The following is a 19,244-nucleotide window of genomic DNA, read 5'->3' as shown; positions in this document are numbered from 1 at the left end:
AATCGCGGCCTGTCATGTTTTGGGTGCACTGCGATGTTCCGCTGGTTCGAGTCGCTGATTCCGGTGTTTCCGCCCCTCGACGGCCGCATGCCGCCGCGCCGGGTGGTGCCGTTCTACATCCACTATCTGCGCCCGGTGTGGCCGGTGCTGCTGGCCACGTTGATCGCCGGCCTGCTGCTGGCGCTGGTGGAAGTGGCGATGTTCGATTTCCTTGGCCGCATCGTGGACATGGTCGCCGAGCAGCCCGGCAGCGGCTTCTTCGCCCGCCATGCCAACACGCTGTTGTGGATGGCCGGCATCACCCTGATCGCGCGGCCGGTGCTGGTGTCGCTGCACAGCCTGCTGGTCAACCAGGCCATCGTGCCGGGGCTGAGCAACCGCTCGCGCTGGCTGATGCACAACTACGTGGTACGGCAGAGCCTGAGTTTCTTCCAGAACGACTTCGCCGGCAGCATGGCCAACCGGGTCATGCAGACCGGTACCTCACTGCGTGAATCGGCGGTGCAGATGGTCGATTCGCTCTGGTACATCATCGTCTACACCGGCACCGCGCTGTACCTGTTCGCGCAGGCCGACTGGCGCCTGATGATTCCGCTGGGGCTGTGGATGGCCGCCTACGCGGTGATCATGGGGTACTTCGTACCGCGCGCGAAACAGCGGGCGTGGATCGCCTCGGAAGCACGTTCAAAGGCGATGGGCCGTATCGTCGATGGCTACACCAACATTCCCACGCTGAAGCTGTTCGCCCATGGCGGGCATGAGCAGGCCTACGTGGCTGAATCGATCCAGGACCTGGCGGTCAAGCATCGTGGCCAGACCCGGGTCACCACCGGGCTGGAAGTCACCATCGCCATCGTCAACGGCTTCCTGATCGTGGGCACCTGTGGGCTGGCACTGTGGCTGTGGAACGGCGGCCACATCAGCGTCGGCGCGATCACCTTGGCCACCGGTCTGGTGATCCGCATCCACAACATGTCCGGCTGGATCATGTGGACCATCAACGGCATCTTCGAGGACATCGGCACGGTGCAGGATGGCATCACCACGATCTCCCAGCCGCTGACCGTGCAGGACCGTGCTGATGCGGTGCCGCTGGAGGTCGCACGGGGCGGGGTGCATTTCGACGATATCCATTTCCACTACGGCAAGGCCGGTGGGGTGATGGCCGGGCTCAACCTGGACGTGAAGCCGGGCGAGAAGATCGGCCTGGTCGGTCCGTCGGGCGCGGGCAAGTCGACCTTGGTCAATGTGCTGCTGCGTCTGTACGACCTGGAAAGCGGGCATATCCGCATCGATGGCCAGGACATCGCCGCCGTGACCCAGGAGAGCCTGCGTCGGCAGATCGGGGTGGTTACCCAGGACACGTCGCTGCTGCACCGCTCGATCCGCGACAACCTGCTGTATGGCCGGCCGGATGCGACCGAGGCGCAGTTGCGCAGTGCGGTGGCCAAGGCGCGCGCGGAGGCGTTCATCGAGACGCTGCGCGACGGCGAAGGACGTACCGGCTACGACGCGCACGTGGGCGAGCGCGGGGTCAAGCTGTCCGGTGGCCAGCGCCAGCGTATCGCCATCGCCCGGGTGCTGCTGAAGGACGCGCCGATCCTGGTGCTGGACGAAGCGACCTCGGCGCTGGATTCGGAAGTGGAAGCGGCCATCCAGGACAACCTGGACGAATTGATGGCCGGCAAGACGGTGATCGCGATCGCGCACCGCTTGTCGACCATCGCGCGCATGGACCGGTTGGTGGTAATGGACCAGGGTCGGATCGTGGAGACCGGTACACACGCCGAACTGGTGGCCGCCGGTGGTCTGTATGCGCGCTTGTGGGCGCGGCAGACCGGTGGATTCGTGGCGGCCGACGCGTAGGGCCGGGGGGCGGTGGGCCAGGCGCTGGGCGCCCATGCCCTTTCCGGCGAATGTCCTCCGGCGTCGGCCTGTGGCCGACACCTCCCCCTTTATTTCGCCTCCAAGGGCATGGGCGCCCAGCGCCCGACCCACCGCCGAAAGTCAGGGAAGCCTCGCTCCTGGCTTGTAACGCGAGCCGAGCCCCGTAGCGGCCGGGGGGACATTTGCACCAGGGGCCTACCGGCTGCTACGGGGCCCTAACGCGCGCGACAGCCCCGATCAAAGACAGGACCAGATCCAAACGGCGCCTGCGCACCCGGCCACCCGCGTCGCGTCCTACTCATTTGGCGGCGGGTCTTGCAACAAAACACCCCCAATCAGATGAGAGAAGGACCAAAAAAAACGGCCCGGGTCACCCCGGGCCGTTTGCCTGTCTGACGAGGAACGAGGCAGTGCTTACTCGATCGGCTGGTCCAGCATCAGCTGGCGCGCGAAACGCACCGGCGGTGCGCCGTAGGACAGCATCTGGTCGTGGTAGGCCTTCAGGTTGAACTTCGCGCCCAGCTTGTCCTGCATCGCCTTGCGCGTATCGAAGTGCTCCTGCGCACCCACGAAGTAGGTCGGCAACTGCGCCGACGTCAACTGCGCACGCACCCACTTGCCCGACGCCTCGCTTTCCTGCTGGAACGCATCGTGCGTCATCAGATGCATCGCCTGCTCACGCGACCAGTTGTCCACGTGCACGCCCTGGTCCAGGATCGCGTTGGAAATGGTGCGCAGGTAGAACTTCAACTGCACCAGATGGAACAGCGGATCGTTGTCCAGGTAACCCTGCTCCTGCATCATCCGCTCGGTGTAGACCGCCCAGCCCTCGGCGAACAGCCCCGAACGCAGCACCGCGCGCAGCGTCGAGGGGAACTTGCCCGAATGCCAGCCTTCCAGATAATGCCCCGGCGTGCCCTCGTGGATGCTCAGCAGGTGGATCATCCGGCTGTTGTATTCGCGCAGGAACGAATCGACCTGCTTGTCGCTCCAATCATCCGGAATCGGCGACACGGCGTAGAACGTCTTCAGGTTCTTGTCCAGCGGACCGGGCGAATCGCAATAGGCTACCGCCACGCCACGCTGGAACTCGGGCATCAGGATGATGTCCACCGGCGAATCGGGCAGCGTCATCAGGTCATGCTTGCGCACGAACTCGGTCGACTGCGCCAGCGCCGCCTTCGCATCGTCCACCACCTTGTCGCGCGCCGGCTTGTCGGCGTAGGCCAGCTCCAGCGCCGCCTCGATCGCCGCCTGCTGCTGGTCGTCGCTCGGGTTGGCCGGCAGTACCGGCCCGCCCGGCTTGTCCTTCAGCACCGTCTGCGCGATGCCGTACATGTCCTGGCGCACGCGCTTGAGTTCGGCACGCGCGCGTTCGCCGATCTCCGCACGCGACAGCGACGAGCTCAGCGCGAACTTCAGCTTCTGGTCGTACAGCTCCGCGCCGATGCGGAAGTCGCCCTTGGCGTTGGGCACCAGGGTCTTGTCCAGCCAGGTCTGCTGTTCTTCGACGGCCTTCTTCAGGCCATCGATGGCGGCCTGCAGACGCTTGCCGTCTTCGGCCGGCAGCTCGCCGATGTGCGGGGTGATGAACGTATCGACGATGCTGAGGATGCCGCGGTTCTGCTTGGCCACCGTCTCGGCATGAATCTTCGGCACGCGGGCCGGGTCCAGGTTTTCGCGGGCCTGGGCGAAGATCTGCGGCAGCTTCTCCATGCGCGCGGTGGCCGACTTCAGGCGGTCGGGCAGCGGGGCGAACTCACGCGCCATCAGCCCGTACAGCGCGCTGCCGGCCATGCCGTTGTAGATCTGCGGGTCCCACTTGGACGACTGCAGCACCTCGGCGCTCCAGATCTCCGACTGCAGCTGGTTGCGCAGGATCGCCGCATCCACCTGGTTCTCGCGCGAGAGCTTGCTCACATCGATCCGGTCCAGGTCGCCGACCAGGCCTTTGTAGGCGGTCAGCACCTTCTGCTGGCCGGCCGCGCTGAGGTCGTCGATCTCGCTGTCGTAGCGGTGGTCGCCGATCTGGGTGGCGCTGATCGGGGACAGCTGCATCCAGGTGTCCAGGGCGCGCTTGGACAGGTCGGCGAACGCGGCATCGACCGCGGCGTCGCCGGCGGTGGCCGGGGCCTGCGTGCCGGTGGCGGCGGGCGGGGCGTCGACCTGCTGGCAGCCGCCGAGGGCGGCGATCAGGGCGAGGGCGAGAAGATGCTGGCGCATCGGCGATCCTGTGCTGTGGTCAATCCCCGAGCATAGGCCCAGCGGCGCGGCCGTGCCCGTGCCATTGGATTACCATGGCCCTTTCATCGGGAGGGTGCGCCATGCAGTACGAAGGGAGCTGTCATTGCGGGCAGATCGCGTTCGTGGTGGATGCCGACGCCCCGATCACCGAGGTGCTGGACTGCAACTGTTCGCTGTGCCGCCGCCGTGGTGGCCTGCTGTGGTTCGGCCCGCGCGAGGCCCTGCGGCTGGGCACCGATGCGGCTGACGTGGCGACCTACCAGTTCAACCAGCACCACCTGGAACACCACCATTGCCGCACCTGCGGGATCGCCCCGTTCAGTGAGGGCGTGGACCCGCGCAGCGGACAGAAGATGGTCGCGGTGAATGTACGTTGCCTGCCCGGGGTGGACCTGGACGGGCTCAAGATCAATCGATACGACGGAGCGGGTAAACAGTGAAAAGGACGACGTGGCGCCTGACGGGCGCCCTGGCAGGGACGCTGGCGCTGGCCCTGGCCGGCTGCAGCCAGAATCACGCTGCCGCCGATGCCGGGGCCGGTGCGGCGGGCGCGGTGGCCTCGCCGGAAGGGGCCGCGCTGGCGTACGAGCACGACATCGAGATCCAGCTGGAGGCGGCGCAGATCGGTCCGCGCGTGAAGCAGATCGCCGATGCCTGCCAGTCCGCGCGCTTTGGCGACTGCGCCGTGTTGCAGGTCGGTCAGCAGGGCGGCGAGTACCCGACCGGTTCGATCCGGGTGCGGATCGCGCCCAAGGGCGTCGAGCCGATCATCGGGCTGGCCGGGCAGGGCGGGGAAGTGTCCTCGCGCAACACCCATGCCGAAGACTTGGCCCAGCAGGTGGCCGACACCGCGCTGACCAAGGCACGGCTGGAGAAGGAACACGAACGCCTGCTGGCCTATGAGGACGGCAAGGACGTCAAGATGGCCGACCTGCTGGTGATCACCCAGCGCCTGTCGGAGATCGAGGCGGGCGTCGAGCAGGCCAACAAGGATGCCGCGCAGCAGCGTCGGCGGATCGACACCCAACTGGTGACGGTGCAGTTCCACACCCCGGCCGGGCAGCGCAGCCGCAGTGAAATTGGCGAGGCCGTGCGCGAGTCTGGCGCGATCCTCACTTCCAGCGTGGCCTTCCTGATCCGCGCGGTGTCCGCGCTGCTGCCGGTAGCCCTTGTGCTGTGGCTGTTCGGCTGGATCGGGTTGAAGCTGTGGCGCCGCCGCAAGCGCCGCAACGCCAACAACGCCTGATCGACCGGGCGGTGCCGGGTTGCCCGGCACCGCGGCGGCTCAGCCTTCGTCGTGCTCGTATTCGACGAACACATCCAGTTCCAGCGCCAGTTCCTGCACGGCGTCGCGCACGCGCTGGGCGCCGAGGGCATTGCCCACTTCCACTTCCAGTTCGTGGATGCCCGGGCCGATGTCGTCGGACAGGCCGGCCGAGCTGGAGTCGTCGTCGTCCATGTGCGGCATCAGGTCGTCGGTTTCCTCGACATGCTCGATACCTTCGATGCTCTGCAGCAGGTCGGTGATGGCACGCGTATCGTCTTCGCTGCCGGTGATTCGGAGTCGCAACAGGGCCATGGAATGCGCCTTGGGGGAAAGGAGCTCCAGCCTAGCCAGCGCGTGGAAAAGACGGGGTGAGGATGGCGTGCGCTAGCGTGGCGGGGACGGTGCGGGTCGGCCCAGCAGTTCGTCCGGCAACGCCGGTATCGGCGTGCGTTCGTCCAGCGCCTCGCGCTTGAGCCAGTCCATGAACGCCAGCGCGGTCGGGCTGAGCGATCGGTGTTCGGCATGCACCACGTAGTAGGCATAGCGCGCCTTGAGCGCCGGCCCGGGCAGGCGCACCAGTTCGTAGCGCTGCAGGTAGGGCTGGGCGATGTGCTTGCGCGCCAGCACCGCCCCGATGCCGTACACCGCCGCGCGCATTGCATCGGTACTGTCGCTGAAGGAGTGCACCGAGGGCAGTTCCAGCCCGCGCACCCCGGCGGCACGGAACCAGTCGCGCCAGCCCTGCGGTGACATGTCGCTGATCAACGGCAGCGCGGCGATCTGCACCGGCTCGCGCAGCGCGGCCACGCCGGCCAGCGCAGGCGAGGCCACCGGCTGCAGTTCGTCGTCCATCAGATGATGCGCGCGCAGTCCCGGCCATTGCCCCAGCCCGTAGCGGATGCCCAGTTCCGGCCCGTTCTCGTCGAAGCGCACCAGCTCGGTGCTGGTCTGCAGTTCGATCCGTACCTGCGGATGCTGGGCGGTGAAGCGCGCCAGCCGCGGTACCAGCCAGCAGTAGGACAGCGAGCGGATGGTGGTGACCCGCAACGGCACGATGTCTGCCTGCGGGTGCAGGTTGCCGGCGACCGCGTTCAGATCGCTCAGCGCTCCGGCGGCCGCATCGGCCAGCTGGCGTCCTTCGGCGGTCAGGCGCACCCCGCGCGCGTGGCGCTGGAACAGCACCGTGCCGAGCACGTCTTCAAGCTTGCGCACATGGTGGCTCACCGCACTGGCGGTGAGGTGCAGTTCTTCGGCGGCATGGGCGAAATTCTGGTGGCGCGCGGCAACCGCGAACACCCCCAGCGCAGGCAGCAGGGCGGGGCGCAGGATCATGCTCGAGACCCAAACTAGATTTGTGGCTTGCCCGGATACTACGCGCTTGTGGGCCTCTGCCGGTAGGCGGATGCTGTGTCCCTGTCCCCCGGAGCCACCCCCATGTTGCCGTCCGCGCACGCCGCCCAGCCACGCATCTGCCTGTTCACTGGAGGCTTGCGATGAGCGGCGCCCCGATGGCCAGCGCCGCAGTCGAGCGCGACTGGCGCACCCCGCTGGAGTTGACCGTGCTCGGCGCGATCTGGGGCTGCTCGTTCCTGTTCATGCGTGTGGCGGTCCCCAGCTTCGGCCCGTACGCGCTGGTCGAAGTGCGCCTGCTGCTGGGCGCGCTCGTGCTGCTGCCGTTCCTGTGGCAGGCCCGCGCCCAATTCCCGGCCCGGCGCTGGCTGTGGCTGGCGCCGATCGGGGTGATCAACTCGGCGATCCCGTTCGTGCTGTTCGCCTGGGCCGCACAACGTGCCCCGGCGGCGATCGGCGCGATCTGCAACGCGATGACCGTGCTGTTCGCGGCGCTGATCGCATTCCTGTTCTTTGGCGAGAAGATCGGCATGCGCCGCGCCATTGCGCTGCTGGTCGGCTTCGCCGGCGTCGTGGTGCTGGCCACGGCCAAAGTCTCCGGACTGAGCATCGGGGCGGCGGTGATCGCCGGCGCGCTGGCTGCCTTGCTGTACGGCCTGGGCGTGAACCTGGTCAAGCGCCACATGACCGGGCTGCCGCCGGCCGCCTCCGCGGGCGCCACCCTGGGCTGCGCGGCCATCGCCCTGCTGCCGATGGCCCTCACCCACTGGCCGACCGCCCCGATCCCGGCCCTGTCCTGGACCTGCGCGATTGCCCTGGGCGTGGTCTGCACCGGCCTGGCCTTCCTGATGTTCTACCGCCTCATCGCCCGCATCGGCCCGGCGCGCGCCTCCACCGTCACCTACCTCGTTCCGATGTTCGGCGCGTTGTTCGCCTGGTTGTTCCTGGGCGAACCGGTGACCGGGGCGATGGTCGTGGCCGGCGCCTTGATCCTCGGCAGCGTCGCGGCGTCGCAGAAGCGCTAAGCCCGGTTGGTCCGCGTGCAGCCACCCATGGGTGGCTCTACCAAAAGCCCGCAGCACGGTAGAGCCGAGCCACGCTCGGCTGCTCTTGCTCTTGCTCTTGCTCTGCTCTCCGCCAACCGCCTGCCTCAAGCGCGGACAATCAACACGCCACAGTGCGCGGCCAAACCTCGCTTTACCGCACCGGCACCGCAATATTGCAAAGATCGATATGCCCTGCCGGCCGCTTGTAGAAATCATCCACCCGGTTGCGCCGCGCCTCCACCACCTCGGCGAACGTCTTCGACTCGGTACGCAGCACCTCCAGCTTCGGCCGCTGCGCCTCCGGCACATCGGTTGCCCGCTGGATCGAGGCGATCGGTGTGCGCTGCGCCGCATCGGCATAGAAGCCCATCGGCGCCGGCCCGCGCGGCAACGCGCTCAACAGTTCCATTCCCTGCAGCACCCGACCGACCACCGTGATGTTGCGATCCAGCTGCCGTGGCGACTGCCCCGTCACCACATACAGCTCCGCGCCAATGCTGCTGTCTTCCTCGTTGCTGCGGCCCGCGCCCAGCGTGCCGTAACAGTGCGCCAGCCAGGTCTTGCCATCCTTGCGGTCCTGGCCCACCGCGAAACCGTCCACAAACCCGGTCTGGTCGGCCCAGCCATCGCGATCGGGCAGTAGGCTGACCTTCAGCCCGGCGCTGTCGCGCTGGAACTCGGCCGGTAGTTTGCGCTTGGCCGTGCGCAATGGCTTGGCCTTGGCCGCGTCGTCGGCATCGATATCGCCGAACTGCACCACGAAATTGTCCTGCACGCGGTACACGGTTTCGCCGTCCCAGAAGTGCTCGTGCGCCAGCGTCTGGATATTGGCCACATGCTGCGGCGCGAACGCCGGGGCCAGTTCGATGATGACCTGGCCTTTGTCCAGATTCATGTACAGCAGGTTGGCCGGATCCGGCGTGCGCCAGTCGCTGGCCGGCGAGGCGTCCAGGATCTGCTGCGGGCTGCGGTAAGGCGTGGCTGCGCTGGCGGCCAAGGGCAGCGCGCAGGCCAGGGCGAGGGCGAGCAGGGCAGGACGACGTGGCGACATGGCAAACCCGTTCAGGAAGTGTCCCCGGATTGTGCGCGAAGCCCCGACGGATCCGCCAGCGGTCGGGGCTGCCAACCGGCACGGTGACTAACGACACATTCGCTATAGCTGACTTCACACTAGTGTTGACTCCACGCTAGCTGGAGAAGCCCATGAGCGACCACGAGGCCCACCTCAAGAAGTTCCAGAAAGAGCTCAGCGCCGGCACCGTCTCGCTGGCCCTGCTGGCGGTGCTGGCCAAGGCCGGCGAGCCGCTGTACGGCTACCTGATAGCCAAGGAGCTGGAGCGGGTCGGGGAGGGCGTGCTGAGCGGCAAGCAGAGCGCGCTGTACCCGGTGCTGCGCAACCTGGAAGGGGCCGGGTTGCTGGAAAGCCATGTCGAACCGTCGATGGCCGGACCGCCGCGACGCTACTACCGCATCAACGAACGCGGTCGCCAGGTACTGGAGCTATGGACCCAGGCCTGGCGCGCCACCCGAGATTCCGTCGATTCCGTGTTGGAGGGGGTACTGCAATGAACGACCAGACCACGACGGGCAGCCAGCTGCCCGCCACCATTCCGCAGTACCTGGCGCAGTTGCGCGCGGCCCTGCACGATGCCGACCCGGCGATGGTGCAGGACGCCCTCTACGACGCCGAGGAATACCTGCGCTCGGAGCTGGCCGCGCAGCCCGGCCGCAGCGAGGCCGAGGTGATCGCCGATGTCGCCGGCAGCTACGGCGCGCCGGAAGAGGTCGCCGAGATCTACCGCGAAACCGAAATCACCGTTACCCGTGCGCTGCGCACGCCCAGCGCCGGTGCGGCGCCGTTGCGCCGGGCGACGGTGGGCGGTGCGGGGGGGGCCAGCGTTGGTAGCGGCGTAGCGCCGACGGCACCGGCGCCGGTCAAGCCGCGCGGCGTGCTGGCGCGCTTCTTCGGTGTCGCCCTGGAGGCACGCACCTACGGCGCGCTGTTCTACATGCTGCTGTCGCTGGCCACCGGCACGTTCTTCTTCACTTGGGTGGTGACCGGCCTGTCGTTGTCGCTGGGGCTGATGGTGCTGATCATCGGTATCCCGATCGCGGTGCTGTTCTTCGGTTCGGTGCGCGGCCTGTCGCTGCTGGAAGGGCGTCTGGTGGAAGCCCTGCTCGGCGAGCGCATGCCGCGCCGGCCGACCTATTCCGACCGCAGCCGCACCTGGCTACAGCGGATCGGCGACATGTTCACCGACGGCCGCACCTGGCTGACGCTGTTGTACTTCATGCTGATGCTGCCGCTGGGCATCGTCTACTTCACCCTTGCCACCACGCTGTTGTCGGTGTCGCTGGCCTTCATCTGGGCGCCGGTGGCAGCGTTGATCTCCCCGGATTACGTGGGGATCCATATCGACGGCAGCCAGATGCTGCCGCTCTGGGTGACCCCGCTGCTGGCGGTGGTCGGCGTGCTGCTGCTGTTTGCCACCCTGCACCTGGCGCGTGGCATCGGGCACCTGCACGGGATGATGGCCAAGCACCTGCTGGTGCGGCTGTAAGGCGTCCTTGACGCGACGCAGATCCAGGGTAGTGCCGGCCGCTGGCCGGCTCCTGGCGATGCAGATCCAGGGTAGTGCCGGCCGCTGGCCGGCTCCTGGCGATGCAGATCCAGGGTAGTGCCGGCCGCTGGCCGGCTCCTCGCGATGCAGGATGAAAGAGCAGCCGGCCAGCGGCCGGCACTACCCGGATGGCAAGAGCAGCCGGCCAGCGGCCGGCACTACCGTAATTGCGTTGGCTTCAGCCTGCTTTACGTCGCAGCGGGGTCACGTTGCTGGCGATCTTGGCCGCTTTCTTCGGCTTGGCATTGGCCGGCTGCGCATGCGCAGCGAAGAAGTCCCGCACCTTCGGGTACACGGTTTCGCGCCAGCGACGCCCGCTGAAGATGCCGTAATGGCCGGCGCCCTCGACGATGAAATGCTCGCGATGCTCGGCCGGAATACCGCTGCACAAGGCCTGCGCCGCTTCGGTCTGGCCCAGCCCGGCGATATCGTCCAGCTCGCCTTCGATGCTCAGCAGCGCGGTGCCGGTGATCGCCGAAGGATCCACGCGTTCGCCGTTGACGAACCACTCCCCGCGCGGCAGCAGGAACTGCTGGAACACCACTTCAATCGTGTCCAGGTAGTACTTGGCCGGCATGTCCAGCACGGCGTTGTACTCATCGTAGAAACGACGGTGCACATCGGCATCTTCCATGTCGCCCTTGACAAGGTCGGCATAGAAATCCCAGTGCGAACTGAAGTGCCGGCTCGGGTTCATCGACAGGAATCCCGCGTGCTGCAGGAAGCCCGGATACACCCTGCGACCGGCGCCGGGGTAGGTGCCCGGCACGGTGTGGATGACGTTGTTCTCGAACCACGACAACGGGTTCTGCGTGGCCAGGTTGTTGACCGCCGTCGGGCTGCAGCGCGCATCGATCGGGCCGCCCATCATCACCAGCGTGCGCGGGGTTGGCTCGCCACGACTGGCCATCAGCGACACTGCCGCCAGCACCGGTACGGTGGGCTGGCACACGCTCACCACGTGCAGTTTTTCCGCGCCGAGATGGCGGATGAACTCCTGCACGTAGGCGATGTAATCGTCCAGGCCGAACTCGCCCTCGCTGCCCGGCACCATGCGCGCATCGACCCAGTCGGTGACATACACGCGGTGGTCGCGCAGCAGCGTGCGCACGGTGTCGCGCAGCAGCGTGGCGTGGTGGCCCGACAACGGCGCCACCACCAGCACGAAGGGCTGGTTGAGCATGGTGTGCAGCTGTTCGGCTTCGTTGCTGTGGCGCTTGAAGCGCAGCAGCTTGCAGAACGGCTTGCTCACTTCCTCGTGCACCACGATCGGCACGCGCTCGCCATCGACCTCGATTTCGTTGATGCCCCACTCGGGCTTCTCGTAATCCTTGCCGATGCGATGGAACAGCTCATTCACCGCGGACAGGCGATCAGCGCCAGGCATCTGCGACCACCAGTGTCCCTGGTTGGCGAAGAACTTGACGTTGGCCTGGGCCTGGTGCACCCACGGGGCGAGCATGTTGCGGGTCAACTCATGCAGCTGATAGAGCATGGCGTCCGAATATGTATGGTCTTATGTTGCCGCGCAGCATAACGCACAGGCGGGATCGGCGCCTTAATACGGGGTCTGTCTCATTAGTTGTGGAGATTCAGCGGTTTGCGCGTTCCAGGGCCGCCGCATGGCCGGCAAGGGCGGGCGACAGCCAGCAGTGCGAGCCCAGCGCGGTGAAGCCGGTCTTCGTGAGATGGCTCCGGTACCAGCGCGACGGGCGGGGCTGGAAGCCCTCGTGGTCGCCGTCGAAGGCATCTTCGGCGCTGAATGCTTCCAGGAACGCCACGCCGCCGGTGAGCTCGGCGAAGCCGTCCAGGGCAGGGCGCAGCTCGCGGCTGGGCACGTAGTGCATCACATCCGAGCAGACCAGCAGATCCACCGGGGCGCACGGCCGCAGCCAGGCAAAATCGCCGACCTTGGCCAGGTGCAGGTTGCGGCTGCGACCGAAGCGCTGCACCGCGTACTCGCTGCTGTCGAAGCCCAGGTACTGCACGCGCGGCCGCAGCTTGAGCAGCGGCGCGCGCCATGCGCCTTCGCCACAGCCGATATCGAGCACGCTGCGGATCGGGCGTTCCAGGTAGTACTCGGCGCTGGCTACCGCGAGAGCGACCTTGCGTGCCAGGCGCGCGGCGCCGCCGGTCTGGTCGGCCTGGTACCAGCGCTGGAAATAAGCGGCGTCGTAGGTCTTGTCCATGGGCTTGGGGGCAGTCGTGAAAACGGCGCCTATCGTACGGCCTGGCGCTGCGGGATGCGTGGCGCTGGTGCGGCGATGGGTCGCGGCGGACACCCATGCGGTGGCTCCACCGGGGCATGCGAGAATGGCGGCCACCTTACGCCAGCCGCCGGAGCAAGCGCATGCAGTCCTACTACTGGGTAAAAACCTTCCATCTGCTGTTCGTGGTGGCGTGGATGGCGGCGGTGTTCTACCTGCCGCGGATCCTGGTCAACCTCAGCGAGACCGCCGGCCAGCTGCCGGTGACCGAGCGCCTGCAGCTGATGGGCCTGCGCCTGTACAAGTTCGGCCACATGATGTTCGGCCTGGCGCTGATCCTGGGGCTGCTGCTGTGGCTGGGCTACAAGGTGATTCCCGATTTCCCGACGATGGTCGCACCCGGTGCGGCCGGCTGGCTGCACGCCAAGCTCGGGCTGGTGGTGCTGCTGCTGGTGTATTACACCTGGACCGGGCGCCTGTTGAAGGGCAGCCTGCGCGGCAGGCGGTTGCCGTCCTCGCGTGCGCTGCGCTGGTTCAACGAGCTGCCGCTGGTGCTGTTCATCGGCGTGGTGTGGCTGGTGCTGGCCAAGCCGTTCTGAGGGGGCGGCCGGGGCGGTAGCGGCCGCGCTCGTGTAGGGCCGGCGGCTGGCCGGCTCTCCCCAAGGTGTCCAGCGGTATCGGGAGCCGGCCAGCGGCCGGCACTACCGGGAGGGTAACGGCCGCTGGTGCTGTGCATCGGCGTGGTGTGGCTGGTGTTGGCAAAGCCGTTCTGAGGGGGCGGCCGGGGCGGTAGCGGCCGCGTTCGTGTAGGGCCGGCCGCTGGCCGGCTCTCCCCAACGTGTCCAGCGGTATCGGGAGCCGGCCAGCGGCCGGCACTACCGGGGAGGTGGTTGCAGCGGCAGCCGCAACGGCAGCCGACCAACGGTCGGCTCTACCTTTTGCCGATCGAGCCGCGGCTCAGACCGTCTCGTAGGTGCCGTAGCTGCGCAGGCGCGTGTAACGCCTGGCCAGCAGTTCGTCCACCGACAGCTTCTGCAGTTCGTCCAGTTCGTTGAGCAGCACGGCCTTCAGGCGCTTGCCCATCTGGTTCGGGTTGCGGTGGGCGCCGCCGGTCGGCTCGCGCACGACCTTGTCGATCAGGCCCAGGCCCTTCAGGCGCGGGGCGGTCATGCCCAGCTGCTCGGCGGCGTCCTTGGCCTTGCCGGCGTCCTTCCACAGGATCGAGGCGCAGCCTTCGGGGGTGATGGTGGAATACACGCTGTATTCCAGCATCACGGTGCGGTCGCCCACGCCCAGCGCCAGGGCGCCACCGGAGCCGCCTTCGCCGATCACGGTGCAGATCACCGGCACCTTCAGCTCGGCCATTTCCAGCAGGTTGCGCGCGATCGCTTCGGACTGGCCGCGCGATTCGGCGTCGATGCCCGGCCAGGCGCCGGCAGTGTCGATCAGGGTCAGCACCGGCAGGCCGAAGCGTTCGGCCATCTTCATCAGGCGCAGCGCCTTGCGGTAGCCCTCCGGCTTGGGCATGCCGAAGTTGCGCTTGATCTTTTCCTTGGTGTCGCGGCCCTTCTGGTGCCCGATCAGCATCACCGACCGGCCACCGATGCGGGCCAGGCCGCCCATGATGGCCTTGTCGTCGGCGAAGGCGCGGTCGCCGGCCAACTCCTGGAACTCATCGCAGAAGATGCGGATGTAGTCGGCGGTGTACGGGCGCGAGGGGTGGCGGGCCAGCTGCAGGATCTGCCACGAGGACAGGTTGCGGAAGATCTGCGCGGTGCGCACGCGCAGCTTGTCCCGCAGGGCATGCACCTCGGCCTCGACATTGACCGCAGGGCCTGCGCTGGCACTGCGCAGTTCCTGGATCTTCGCCTCCAGATCAGCGATGGGTTGCTCGAAGTCGAGGTAGTTCGGATTCATCGGAAACCGTCGTGAAGAAAAGAGGGAAAGTGTAGCCGAATGCGCCGAAAAGCCCCGTACGCCCTCGTCTGGAAACCGACGGTAGCGCAGCGGGACGGGGCGCGCCAGTCAGCTCAGGGCACCACCAGCGCGGCACTGCCCATCAGGGTGCTGCGGGTGTCGACGAAGGTGTTGTAGGCCTTGTTGGCGTCGACCGGCAGGCCCGAGCCCAGCGCGGCGGTGGCGACGGTGAAGGCGATCTGCGCCTGCAGCGCCTCCTGCTGCAGCTGCAGCTGGGCGTCGGCCGTGGTGGCCCGGAGGTAGCGCGCGTACAGCTCACGCAGGGGGCCGGCATGGGCGTCGAAGACCGGGTCCAGCGGCGGCAGCGTGGTCGGGGCGGCCTCCAGCGTGTAGTGCGGGGGCTGGTAGCCGGCCGGCTGCTGGCGTCGGTAGGCACCGGGCTGGCCGGCGGTGGCTTCGGCGTAGGCGATGAAGTCGGCGGCGGTGAAGATCTTGGTGCTGATCCGGCCGCCGCTCTCGTCCACATGGGCCACGGTCTGTTCGTCCGGGAACGGCTCGCGCACGCCAAACGTCCAGGCCTGGTCGATGAACAGCGCATGGGTCGTGCTGTACGGACCGTCGAAGCCGACCCCGCCCAGTTCGATGTGGTTGCCGGGGGCGCCGAAGTGCTTGAGCTTGTCTTCGTCGGTGACGTAGATCTCGCTGGCGATCACGTACTCGCCCAGGGTCGGGTTGATCAGACCGCCCTTGCCACGCGCGTACACGATGAACCGCACATCGCCCAGCGCCGGGGTCTGCAGGCGGTGTTCGCCGGGCTTGAGCTTGACCGGGCGCGAGGCGTGCGCGGCGATCGGCAGTTCGTTGCCGTCGATGCGCAGGGTCAACGGTGTATCGCCCGGGTTGTCGATCTCGAAGGTCTGGGACGGGCTGGAACAGCCGGTGACGGCAACGGCTGCGAGCAGCAGCACGGTCAAACGCTTGATCAAAACAAAGTACCTGTAGTGCGGAGGGCGCGGGTCAGTTGGCCCACGGCGGGCTGTAGCGCACCTTCAGGGTGCGCACGGCGGGATCGGCGCGCAGGGCGTCGACCAGGTGGCTGTCCACGCGCACGGCGGTATCGCCGGCCACGTCGAGCATGCCGGCCACCGGTCCCTGTTCGGAACCGAGCAGCAGATCCAGGCGCAGCGGTGTGCGGCCGGGGCGGTGACGATCCAGCAGCGCGTTGATGCGCGACCACGCCGGGTCGCCCTGGCGCAGGTCAAGGCGCAGCGACAGACGCGTGGCGTAGTTGGCGCACACCTCGTCGTAATCCCAGCACTGGCGCAGGCGCAACGCGTAGCCGCCGTTGAATTCGTCTTCGCGCAGGCCACCCTTGACGATCAGGATGCGGTCCTTGGTCATCAGGTGGCCGAATTCGGCCAGGCCGTCGGTGAAGGCACTGCACTCCACGCGGCCCTTGCTGTCTTCCAGCTGCATGAAGACCTGGCTTTCGCCCTTGCGGCGCACGCCGACCACCTGGCCGGCCAGGATCACCGGGGTTTCCTGGCGCCACGCGCGCTTCTCCCCGTCCTTGCTCGGGCGCGCCGGCGGGATCAGGCGTTCGAGCATGCCCAGGTCGGTGCCGACCAGTTCCTTGACGTCCTCGGCGTAGGGATCGAACGGGTGGCCGCTCAGGTAGAAGCCGAGCGTGTCGCGCTCGCCATCGAGGAGCTGGCCCAGTGCCCATTCCTTGGCTTCGGGCAGGTCCAGCTGCATCGCGGTGCTCTTCGGGCTGGGCGCGCCGAACAGCGAATTCTGCCCGGAGGCCTTCTCGCGGGTGATCTGGTCGGTGGCCTTGAGCACTTCAGGCAACTGCAGCATCAGCGAGGCGCGGTTCTTGCCCAGGCCGTCCATCGCGCCGCAGTTGATCATCGCTTCGAGCGTGCGCCGGTTGAGCTTGCCCGATTCGGCGCGCATGCAGAAATCCAGCAGCGATTCATACGGACCACCGCGCTGGCGCTCTTCCACCACCGCTTCGCATGCGCCCTGGCCGACGCCCTTGATCGCGCCGAGGCCGTACTGGATGGTGTCGGCGCTGGACGCTTCGAACATGTAGGCGGACGCGTTGACCCGCGGCGGCAACACGGTCAGGCCGAGGTTGCGCACCTCTGCCAGGAAGCCGACCACCTTGTCGGTGTTGTCCATGTCCGAGGACAGCGTCGCGGCCATGAACTCGGCCGGGTAGTGGCGCTTGAGCCAGGCGGTCTGGTAGCTCACCAACGCGTAGGCGGCGGCGTGCGACTTGTTGAAGCCGTAGCCGGCGAACTTCTCCATCAGGTCGAAGATCGCGTCGGCCTTGGCCTCGCTGACCCCGTCCTTGGCCGCACCTTCGCGGAAGATCTCGCGGTGCTTGGCCATTTCGGCCGGCACCTTCTTGCCCATCGCGCGCCGCAGCAGGTCCGCGCCGCCCAGCGAGTAACCGCCGACGATCTGCGCCATCTGCATGACCTGCTCCTGGTACACCATGATGCCGTAGGTGTCTTTCAGGATCGCTTCGGTGCGCGGATCGGGATAGATGATTTCTTCCTGCCCGTGCTTTCGCGCATTGAAGGAGGGAATCAGGTCCATCGGGCCGGGGCGGTACAGCGACACCAGCGCGATGAGATCTTCGAAGCGGTCGGGGCGCGCGTCTTTCAGCAGGCGGCGCATGCCCGAGGATTCGAACTGGAACACCGCGCCGGTATTGCCGTTGGCGAAGATGTCCTTGTAGGTGGCCGCGTCGTCCAGCGGTAGCGCGGTGATGTCCACCGGCGGAATGCCCGCGCGCTCGTGGCGCTTGTTGATCGCCTTGACCGCCCAGTCGATGATCGTCAGCGTGCGCAGGCCGAGGAAGTCGAACTTGACCAGGCCGATTTCTTCGACGTCGTTCTTGTCGAACTGGGTGACCGGGTTGCGGCCGCGGCCGCCTTCGTCGTGTTCGGCGAACAGTGGGCAGAACTCGGCCAGCGGTTCGGGCGCGATCACCACGCCACCGGCGTGCTTGCCGGCATTGCGGGTGAGGTCTTCGAGCTGGCGGGCCAGGTCGATCAGGTCGCGGACATCGTCTTCGTTCTGGTAGCGCTGGATCAGCTCCGGCGAGGCCATTTCCGAATCCTTGCCTTCGCCCATGGCGTCCTTGAGCGAGATGCCCAGGATGTTGGGGATCAGCTTGGAGACGCCGTCGACCAGGCCATACGGGAAGCCGAGCACGCGCCCGGAGTCGCGCACCACGGCCTTGGCGGCCATGGTGCCGTAGGTGATGATCTGGCTGACGCGGTCGCGGCCGTACTTGCGCGCGACGTAGTCGATGACTTCGTCGCGGCGGTCCATGCAGAAGTCGATGTCGAAGTCGGGCATCGACACGCGTTCGGGGTTGAGGAACCGCTCGAACAGCAGGTTGTACGGGATCGGGTCCAGGTCGGTGATCTGCAGCGCCCAGGCCACCAGTGAACCGGCACCGGAACCGCGGCCGGGGCCGATCGGGATGCCCTGGTTTTTGCCCCACTGGATGAAGTCGGCCACGATCAGGAAGTAGCCGGGGAAGCCCATCTTGATGATGGTGGCCAGTTCAAACTCGAGGCGTTCGACGTAGTCGGCGCGGGTCTTGCCTTCGGCCAGCGGGTTCTTTTCGAGGCGCGCGTCCAGGCCTTTGCGCGATTCGCTGCAGATCCAGCTGTCGAGCGTTTCGTTTTCGGGCACCGGGTAGTTGGGCAGGAAGTAGGTGCCCAGGCGCATTTCGATGTTGCAGCGTTCGGCCAGCGCGATCGTGTTGTCGATCGCGTCGGGAATGTCGGCAAACAGCGCGCACATGTCCTCGGCCGACTTGAGGTACTGCTGGTCGCTGTAGTCGCGCGGGCGCTTGGGATCATCCAGGACACGGCCGGAGGAGATGCAGACGCGCGCTTCGTGGGCGTTGAAATCTTCCGGCTGCAGGAAGCGGACGTCATTGCTGGCGATCACCGGCAGGCCACGCTGGCCGGCGGCCAGCAGGGCAAACTGGTTGAAGGCTTCTTCGCCGTCACGCCCGGTGCGGGTCAGTTCGAGATGCAGGCCGTCGCCGAACACGCGCTGCCAGTCGGCGAGCTGCTGCTCGGCCAGGTCGTGGCGGCCTTCGTTGGCCAGGCGGCCGGCGAGGCTGTCGCGGCCGGCCAACGCAAACAGGTTGTGGCAGCCGGCCTTGAGCCAGTCCGGATGGACAGCGACGCCGCCTTCGGGGCGGTGGCCTTCCATCCACGCGCGGGTGAGCAGGCGGGAGAGGCTGAGGTAGCCTTCGCGGTCGCGGCAGAGCAGGGTCATGCGCCAGGGGGTCATGCCCTCTTCGGCGATCATGATGTCGGCGCCGGCGATGGGCTTGATGCCGACGGTTTCGGCGGCCTTGTAGAACTTGACCAGGGCGAACAGGTTGTTCAGGTCGGTCACTGCCAGGGCAGGCAGTTTCAGTTCGACAGCGCGGCTGAGCAGGTTGGCCTGCTTGGCTTTCTTCGGGTCAGCCTGCTCCGGCTTCGCCGGGACACGGATGGTCGAATCCGCCAGCGAAAACTCGGTGTGGACGTGGAGATGTACGAAACGGGAAGTGGACATGCCGGGCCAATGTAATGCCCGGTCAGGGTAGCGGCGCGGGCGTGGACGGACAAGGCTTGACAGGGGTGTTACAGGGGGAGGGGTGGGTTGCTTTGTTCAGGTAGTG

16 protein-coding genes are annotated in these 19,244 nt (G+C 67.1%); 7 read left to right on the top strand and 9 right to left on the bottom strand.

Going from position 1 to position 19,244, the window contains the following annotated elements; all coding sequences use genetic code 11:
- Positions 1-33 precede the first annotated feature (33 nt).
- Entirely contained in the window at positions 34-1,866 is a 1,833-nt protein-coding gene (gene smrA / locus NR101_RS16035; protein ID WP_256776830.1) for a multidrug efflux ABC transporter SmrA, read from the top strand.
- Between the two features lie 435 nt (positions 1,867-2,301).
- Here the strand turns inward: smrA and NR101_RS16030 are convergent, their stop codons facing one another.
- Positions 2,302-4,110: a DUF885 domain-containing protein gene (locus NR101_RS16030; RefSeq protein WP_256776829.1), complete on the bottom strand. Its 1,809-nt coding sequence runs from the start codon at positions 4,108-4,110 to the stop codon at positions 2,302-2,304.
- A 101-nt stretch (positions 4,111-4,211) separates the two neighbouring features.
- Between NR101_RS16030 and NR101_RS16025 the strand changes: the two genes are divergently transcribed.
- The gene (locus NR101_RS16025) at positions 4,212-4,571 is read left to right on the top strand and encodes a GFA family protein (RefSeq protein WP_256776828.1); all 360 of its coding nucleotides are present in this window, start codon (positions 4,212-4,214) and stop codon (positions 4,569-4,571) included.
- Positions 4,568-5,377: a DUF4349 domain-containing protein gene (locus NR101_RS16020; RefSeq protein ID WP_256776827.1), complete on the top strand. Its 810-nt coding sequence runs from the start codon at positions 4,568-4,570 to the stop codon at positions 5,375-5,377. Before NR101_RS16025 ends, NR101_RS16020 begins: the two co-directional genes overlap by 4 nt.
- 39 nt (positions 5,378-5,416) lie before the next feature.
- On the opposite strand, the gene NR101_RS16015 is transcribed toward NR101_RS16020, so the two are convergent.
- Positions 5,417-5,710: a hypothetical protein gene (locus NR101_RS16015; protein ID WP_256776826.1), complete on the bottom strand. Its 294-nt coding sequence runs from the start codon at positions 5,708-5,710 to the stop codon at positions 5,417-5,419.
- Between the two features lie 72 nt (positions 5,711-5,782).
- Positions 5,783-6,730 (bottom strand): LysR substrate-binding domain-containing protein, encoded by a 948-nt coding sequence (locus NR101_RS16010; RefSeq protein ID WP_256776825.1) that lies wholly within the window; start codon positions 6,728-6,730, stop codon positions 5,783-5,785.
- A gap of 161 nt (positions 6,731-6,891) precedes the next feature.
- Between NR101_RS16010 and NR101_RS16005 the strand changes: the two genes are divergently transcribed.
- Entirely contained in the window at positions 6,892-7,773 is an 882-nt protein-coding gene (locus tag NR101_RS16005) for a DMT family transporter (protein WP_256776824.1), read from the top strand.
- A gap of 172 nt (positions 7,774-7,945) precedes the next feature.
- On the opposite strand, the gene NR101_RS16000 is transcribed toward NR101_RS16005, so the two are convergent.
- A complete protein-coding gene (locus tag NR101_RS16000; protein ID WP_256776823.1) occupies positions 7,946-8,845 on the bottom strand; it encodes a peptidylprolyl isomerase in 900 nt (299 codons plus the stop codon).
- Positions 8,846-8,997: 152 nt separating this feature from the next.
- On the opposite strand from NR101_RS16000, the gene NR101_RS15995 reads away from it, so the two are divergent.
- On the top strand, positions 8,998-9,363 hold the full coding sequence (locus NR101_RS15995; RefSeq protein WP_256776822.1) for a PadR family transcriptional regulator: 366 nt from the start codon (positions 8,998-9,000) through the stop codon (positions 9,361-9,363).
- Positions 9,360-10,355 carry a sensor domain-containing protein gene (locus NR101_RS15990; protein WP_256776821.1) on the top strand — a complete coding sequence of 332 codons (996 nt, stop codon included), beginning with the start codon at positions 9,360-9,362 and terminating at the stop codon, positions 10,353-10,355. Before NR101_RS15995 ends, NR101_RS15990 begins: the two co-directional genes overlap by 4 nt.
- A gap of 238 nt (positions 10,356-10,593) precedes the next feature.
- Here NR101_RS15990 and phaZ read toward each other — a convergent pair whose 3' ends face one another.
- Positions 10,594-11,910, bottom strand: coding sequence for a polyhydroxyalkanoate depolymerase (gene phaZ, locus NR101_RS15985; RefSeq protein ID WP_256776820.1), 1,317 nt, complete (start codon positions 11,908-11,910; stop codon positions 10,594-10,596).
- A gap of 97 nt (positions 11,911-12,007) precedes the next feature.
- The gene (locus tag NR101_RS15980) at positions 12,008-12,604 is read right to left on the bottom strand and encodes a class I SAM-dependent methyltransferase (protein ID WP_256776819.1); all 597 of its coding nucleotides are present in this window, start codon (positions 12,602-12,604) and stop codon (positions 12,008-12,010) included.
- A 161-nt stretch (positions 12,605-12,765) separates the two neighbouring features.
- Between NR101_RS15980 and NR101_RS15975 the strand changes: the two genes are divergently transcribed.
- Positions 12,766-13,221: a CopD family protein gene (locus tag NR101_RS15975; RefSeq protein WP_256776818.1), complete on the top strand. Its 456-nt coding sequence runs from the start codon at positions 12,766-12,768 to the stop codon at positions 13,219-13,221.
- A gap of 358 nt (positions 13,222-13,579) precedes the next feature.
- On the opposite strand, the gene NR101_RS15970 is transcribed toward NR101_RS15975, so the two are convergent.
- The 3 genes from NR101_RS15970 to dnaE all read right to left on the bottom strand — a co-directional run bounded on the left by NR101_RS15970 (position 13,580) and on the right by dnaE (position 19,138).
- Positions 13,580-14,539 (bottom strand): acetyl-CoA carboxylase carboxyltransferase subunit alpha, encoded by a 960-nt coding sequence (locus tag NR101_RS15970; RefSeq protein ID WP_256776817.1) that lies wholly within the window; start codon positions 14,537-14,539, stop codon positions 13,580-13,582.
- Between the two features lie 113 nt (positions 14,540-14,652).
- Positions 14,653-15,525 carry a hypothetical protein gene (locus tag NR101_RS15965; RefSeq protein WP_256776816.1) on the bottom strand — a complete coding sequence of 291 codons (873 nt, stop codon included), beginning with the start codon at positions 15,523-15,525 and terminating at the stop codon, positions 14,653-14,655.
- A gap of 31 nt (positions 15,526-15,556) precedes the next feature.
- Positions 15,557-19,138 carry a DNA polymerase III subunit alpha gene (gene dnaE, locus NR101_RS15960; protein ID WP_256776815.1) on the bottom strand — a complete coding sequence of 1,194 codons (3,582 nt, stop codon included), beginning with the start codon at positions 19,136-19,138 and terminating at the stop codon, positions 15,557-15,559.
- Positions 19,139-19,244 lie beyond the last annotated feature (106 nt).

Source organism: Stenotrophomonas sp. Ste86 (assembly GCF_024519465.1).
GTDB lineage: Bacteria > Pseudomonadota > Gammaproteobacteria > Xanthomonadales > Xanthomonadaceae > Stenotrophomonas.
Note: the sequence above shows the minus strand (reverse complement) of the source record. Positions and strands in the feature narration are given on the sequence as shown.

Coding starts and splice junctions, on each gene's coding strand:
- smrA (WP_256776830.1), top strand. CDS start 34: ATGTTCCGCTGGTTCGAGTCGCTGATTCCGGTGTTTCCGCCCCTCGAC.
- NR101_RS16030 (WP_256776829.1), bottom strand. CDS start 4,110: ATGCGCCAGCATCTTCTCGCCCTCGCCCTGATCGCCGCCCTCGGCGGC.
- NR101_RS16025 (WP_256776828.1), top strand. CDS start 4,212: ATGCAGTACGAAGGGAGCTGTCATTGCGGGCAGATCGCGTTCGTGGTG.
- NR101_RS16015 (WP_256776826.1), bottom strand. CDS start 5,710: ATGGCCCTGTTGCGACTCCGAATCACCGGCAGCGAAGACGATACGCGT.
- NR101_RS16010 (WP_256776825.1), bottom strand. CDS start 6,730: ATGATCCTGCGCCCCGCCCTGCTGCCTGCGCTGGGGGTGTTCGCGGTT.
- NR101_RS16005 (WP_256776824.1), top strand. CDS start 6,892: ATGAGCGGCGCCCCGATGGCCAGCGCCGCAGTCGAGCGCGACTGGCGC.
- NR101_RS16000 (WP_256776823.1), bottom strand. CDS start 8,845: ATGTCGCCACGTCGTCCTGCCCTGCTCGCCCTCGCCCTGGCCTGCGCG.
- NR101_RS15995 (WP_256776822.1), top strand. CDS start 8,998: ATGAGCGACCACGAGGCCCACCTCAAGAAGTTCCAGAAAGAGCTCAGC.
- NR101_RS15990 (WP_256776821.1), top strand. CDS start 9,360: ATGAACGACCAGACCACGACGGGCAGCCAGCTGCCCGCCACCATTCCG.
- phaZ (WP_256776820.1), bottom strand. CDS start 11,910: ATGCTCTATCAGCTGCATGAGTTGACCCGCAACATGCTCGCCCCGTGG.
- NR101_RS15980 (WP_256776819.1), bottom strand. CDS start 12,604: ATGGACAAGACCTACGACGCCGCTTATTTCCAGCGCTGGTACCAGGCC.
- NR101_RS15975 (WP_256776818.1), top strand. CDS start 12,766: ATGCAGTCCTACTACTGGGTAAAAACCTTCCATCTGCTGTTCGTGGTG.
- NR101_RS15970 (WP_256776817.1), bottom strand. CDS start 14,539: ATGAATCCGAACTACCTCGACTTCGAGCAACCCATCGCTGATCTGGAG.
- dnaE (WP_256776815.1), bottom strand. CDS start 19,138: ATGTCCACTTCCCGTTTCGTACATCTCCACGTCCACACCGAGTTTTCG.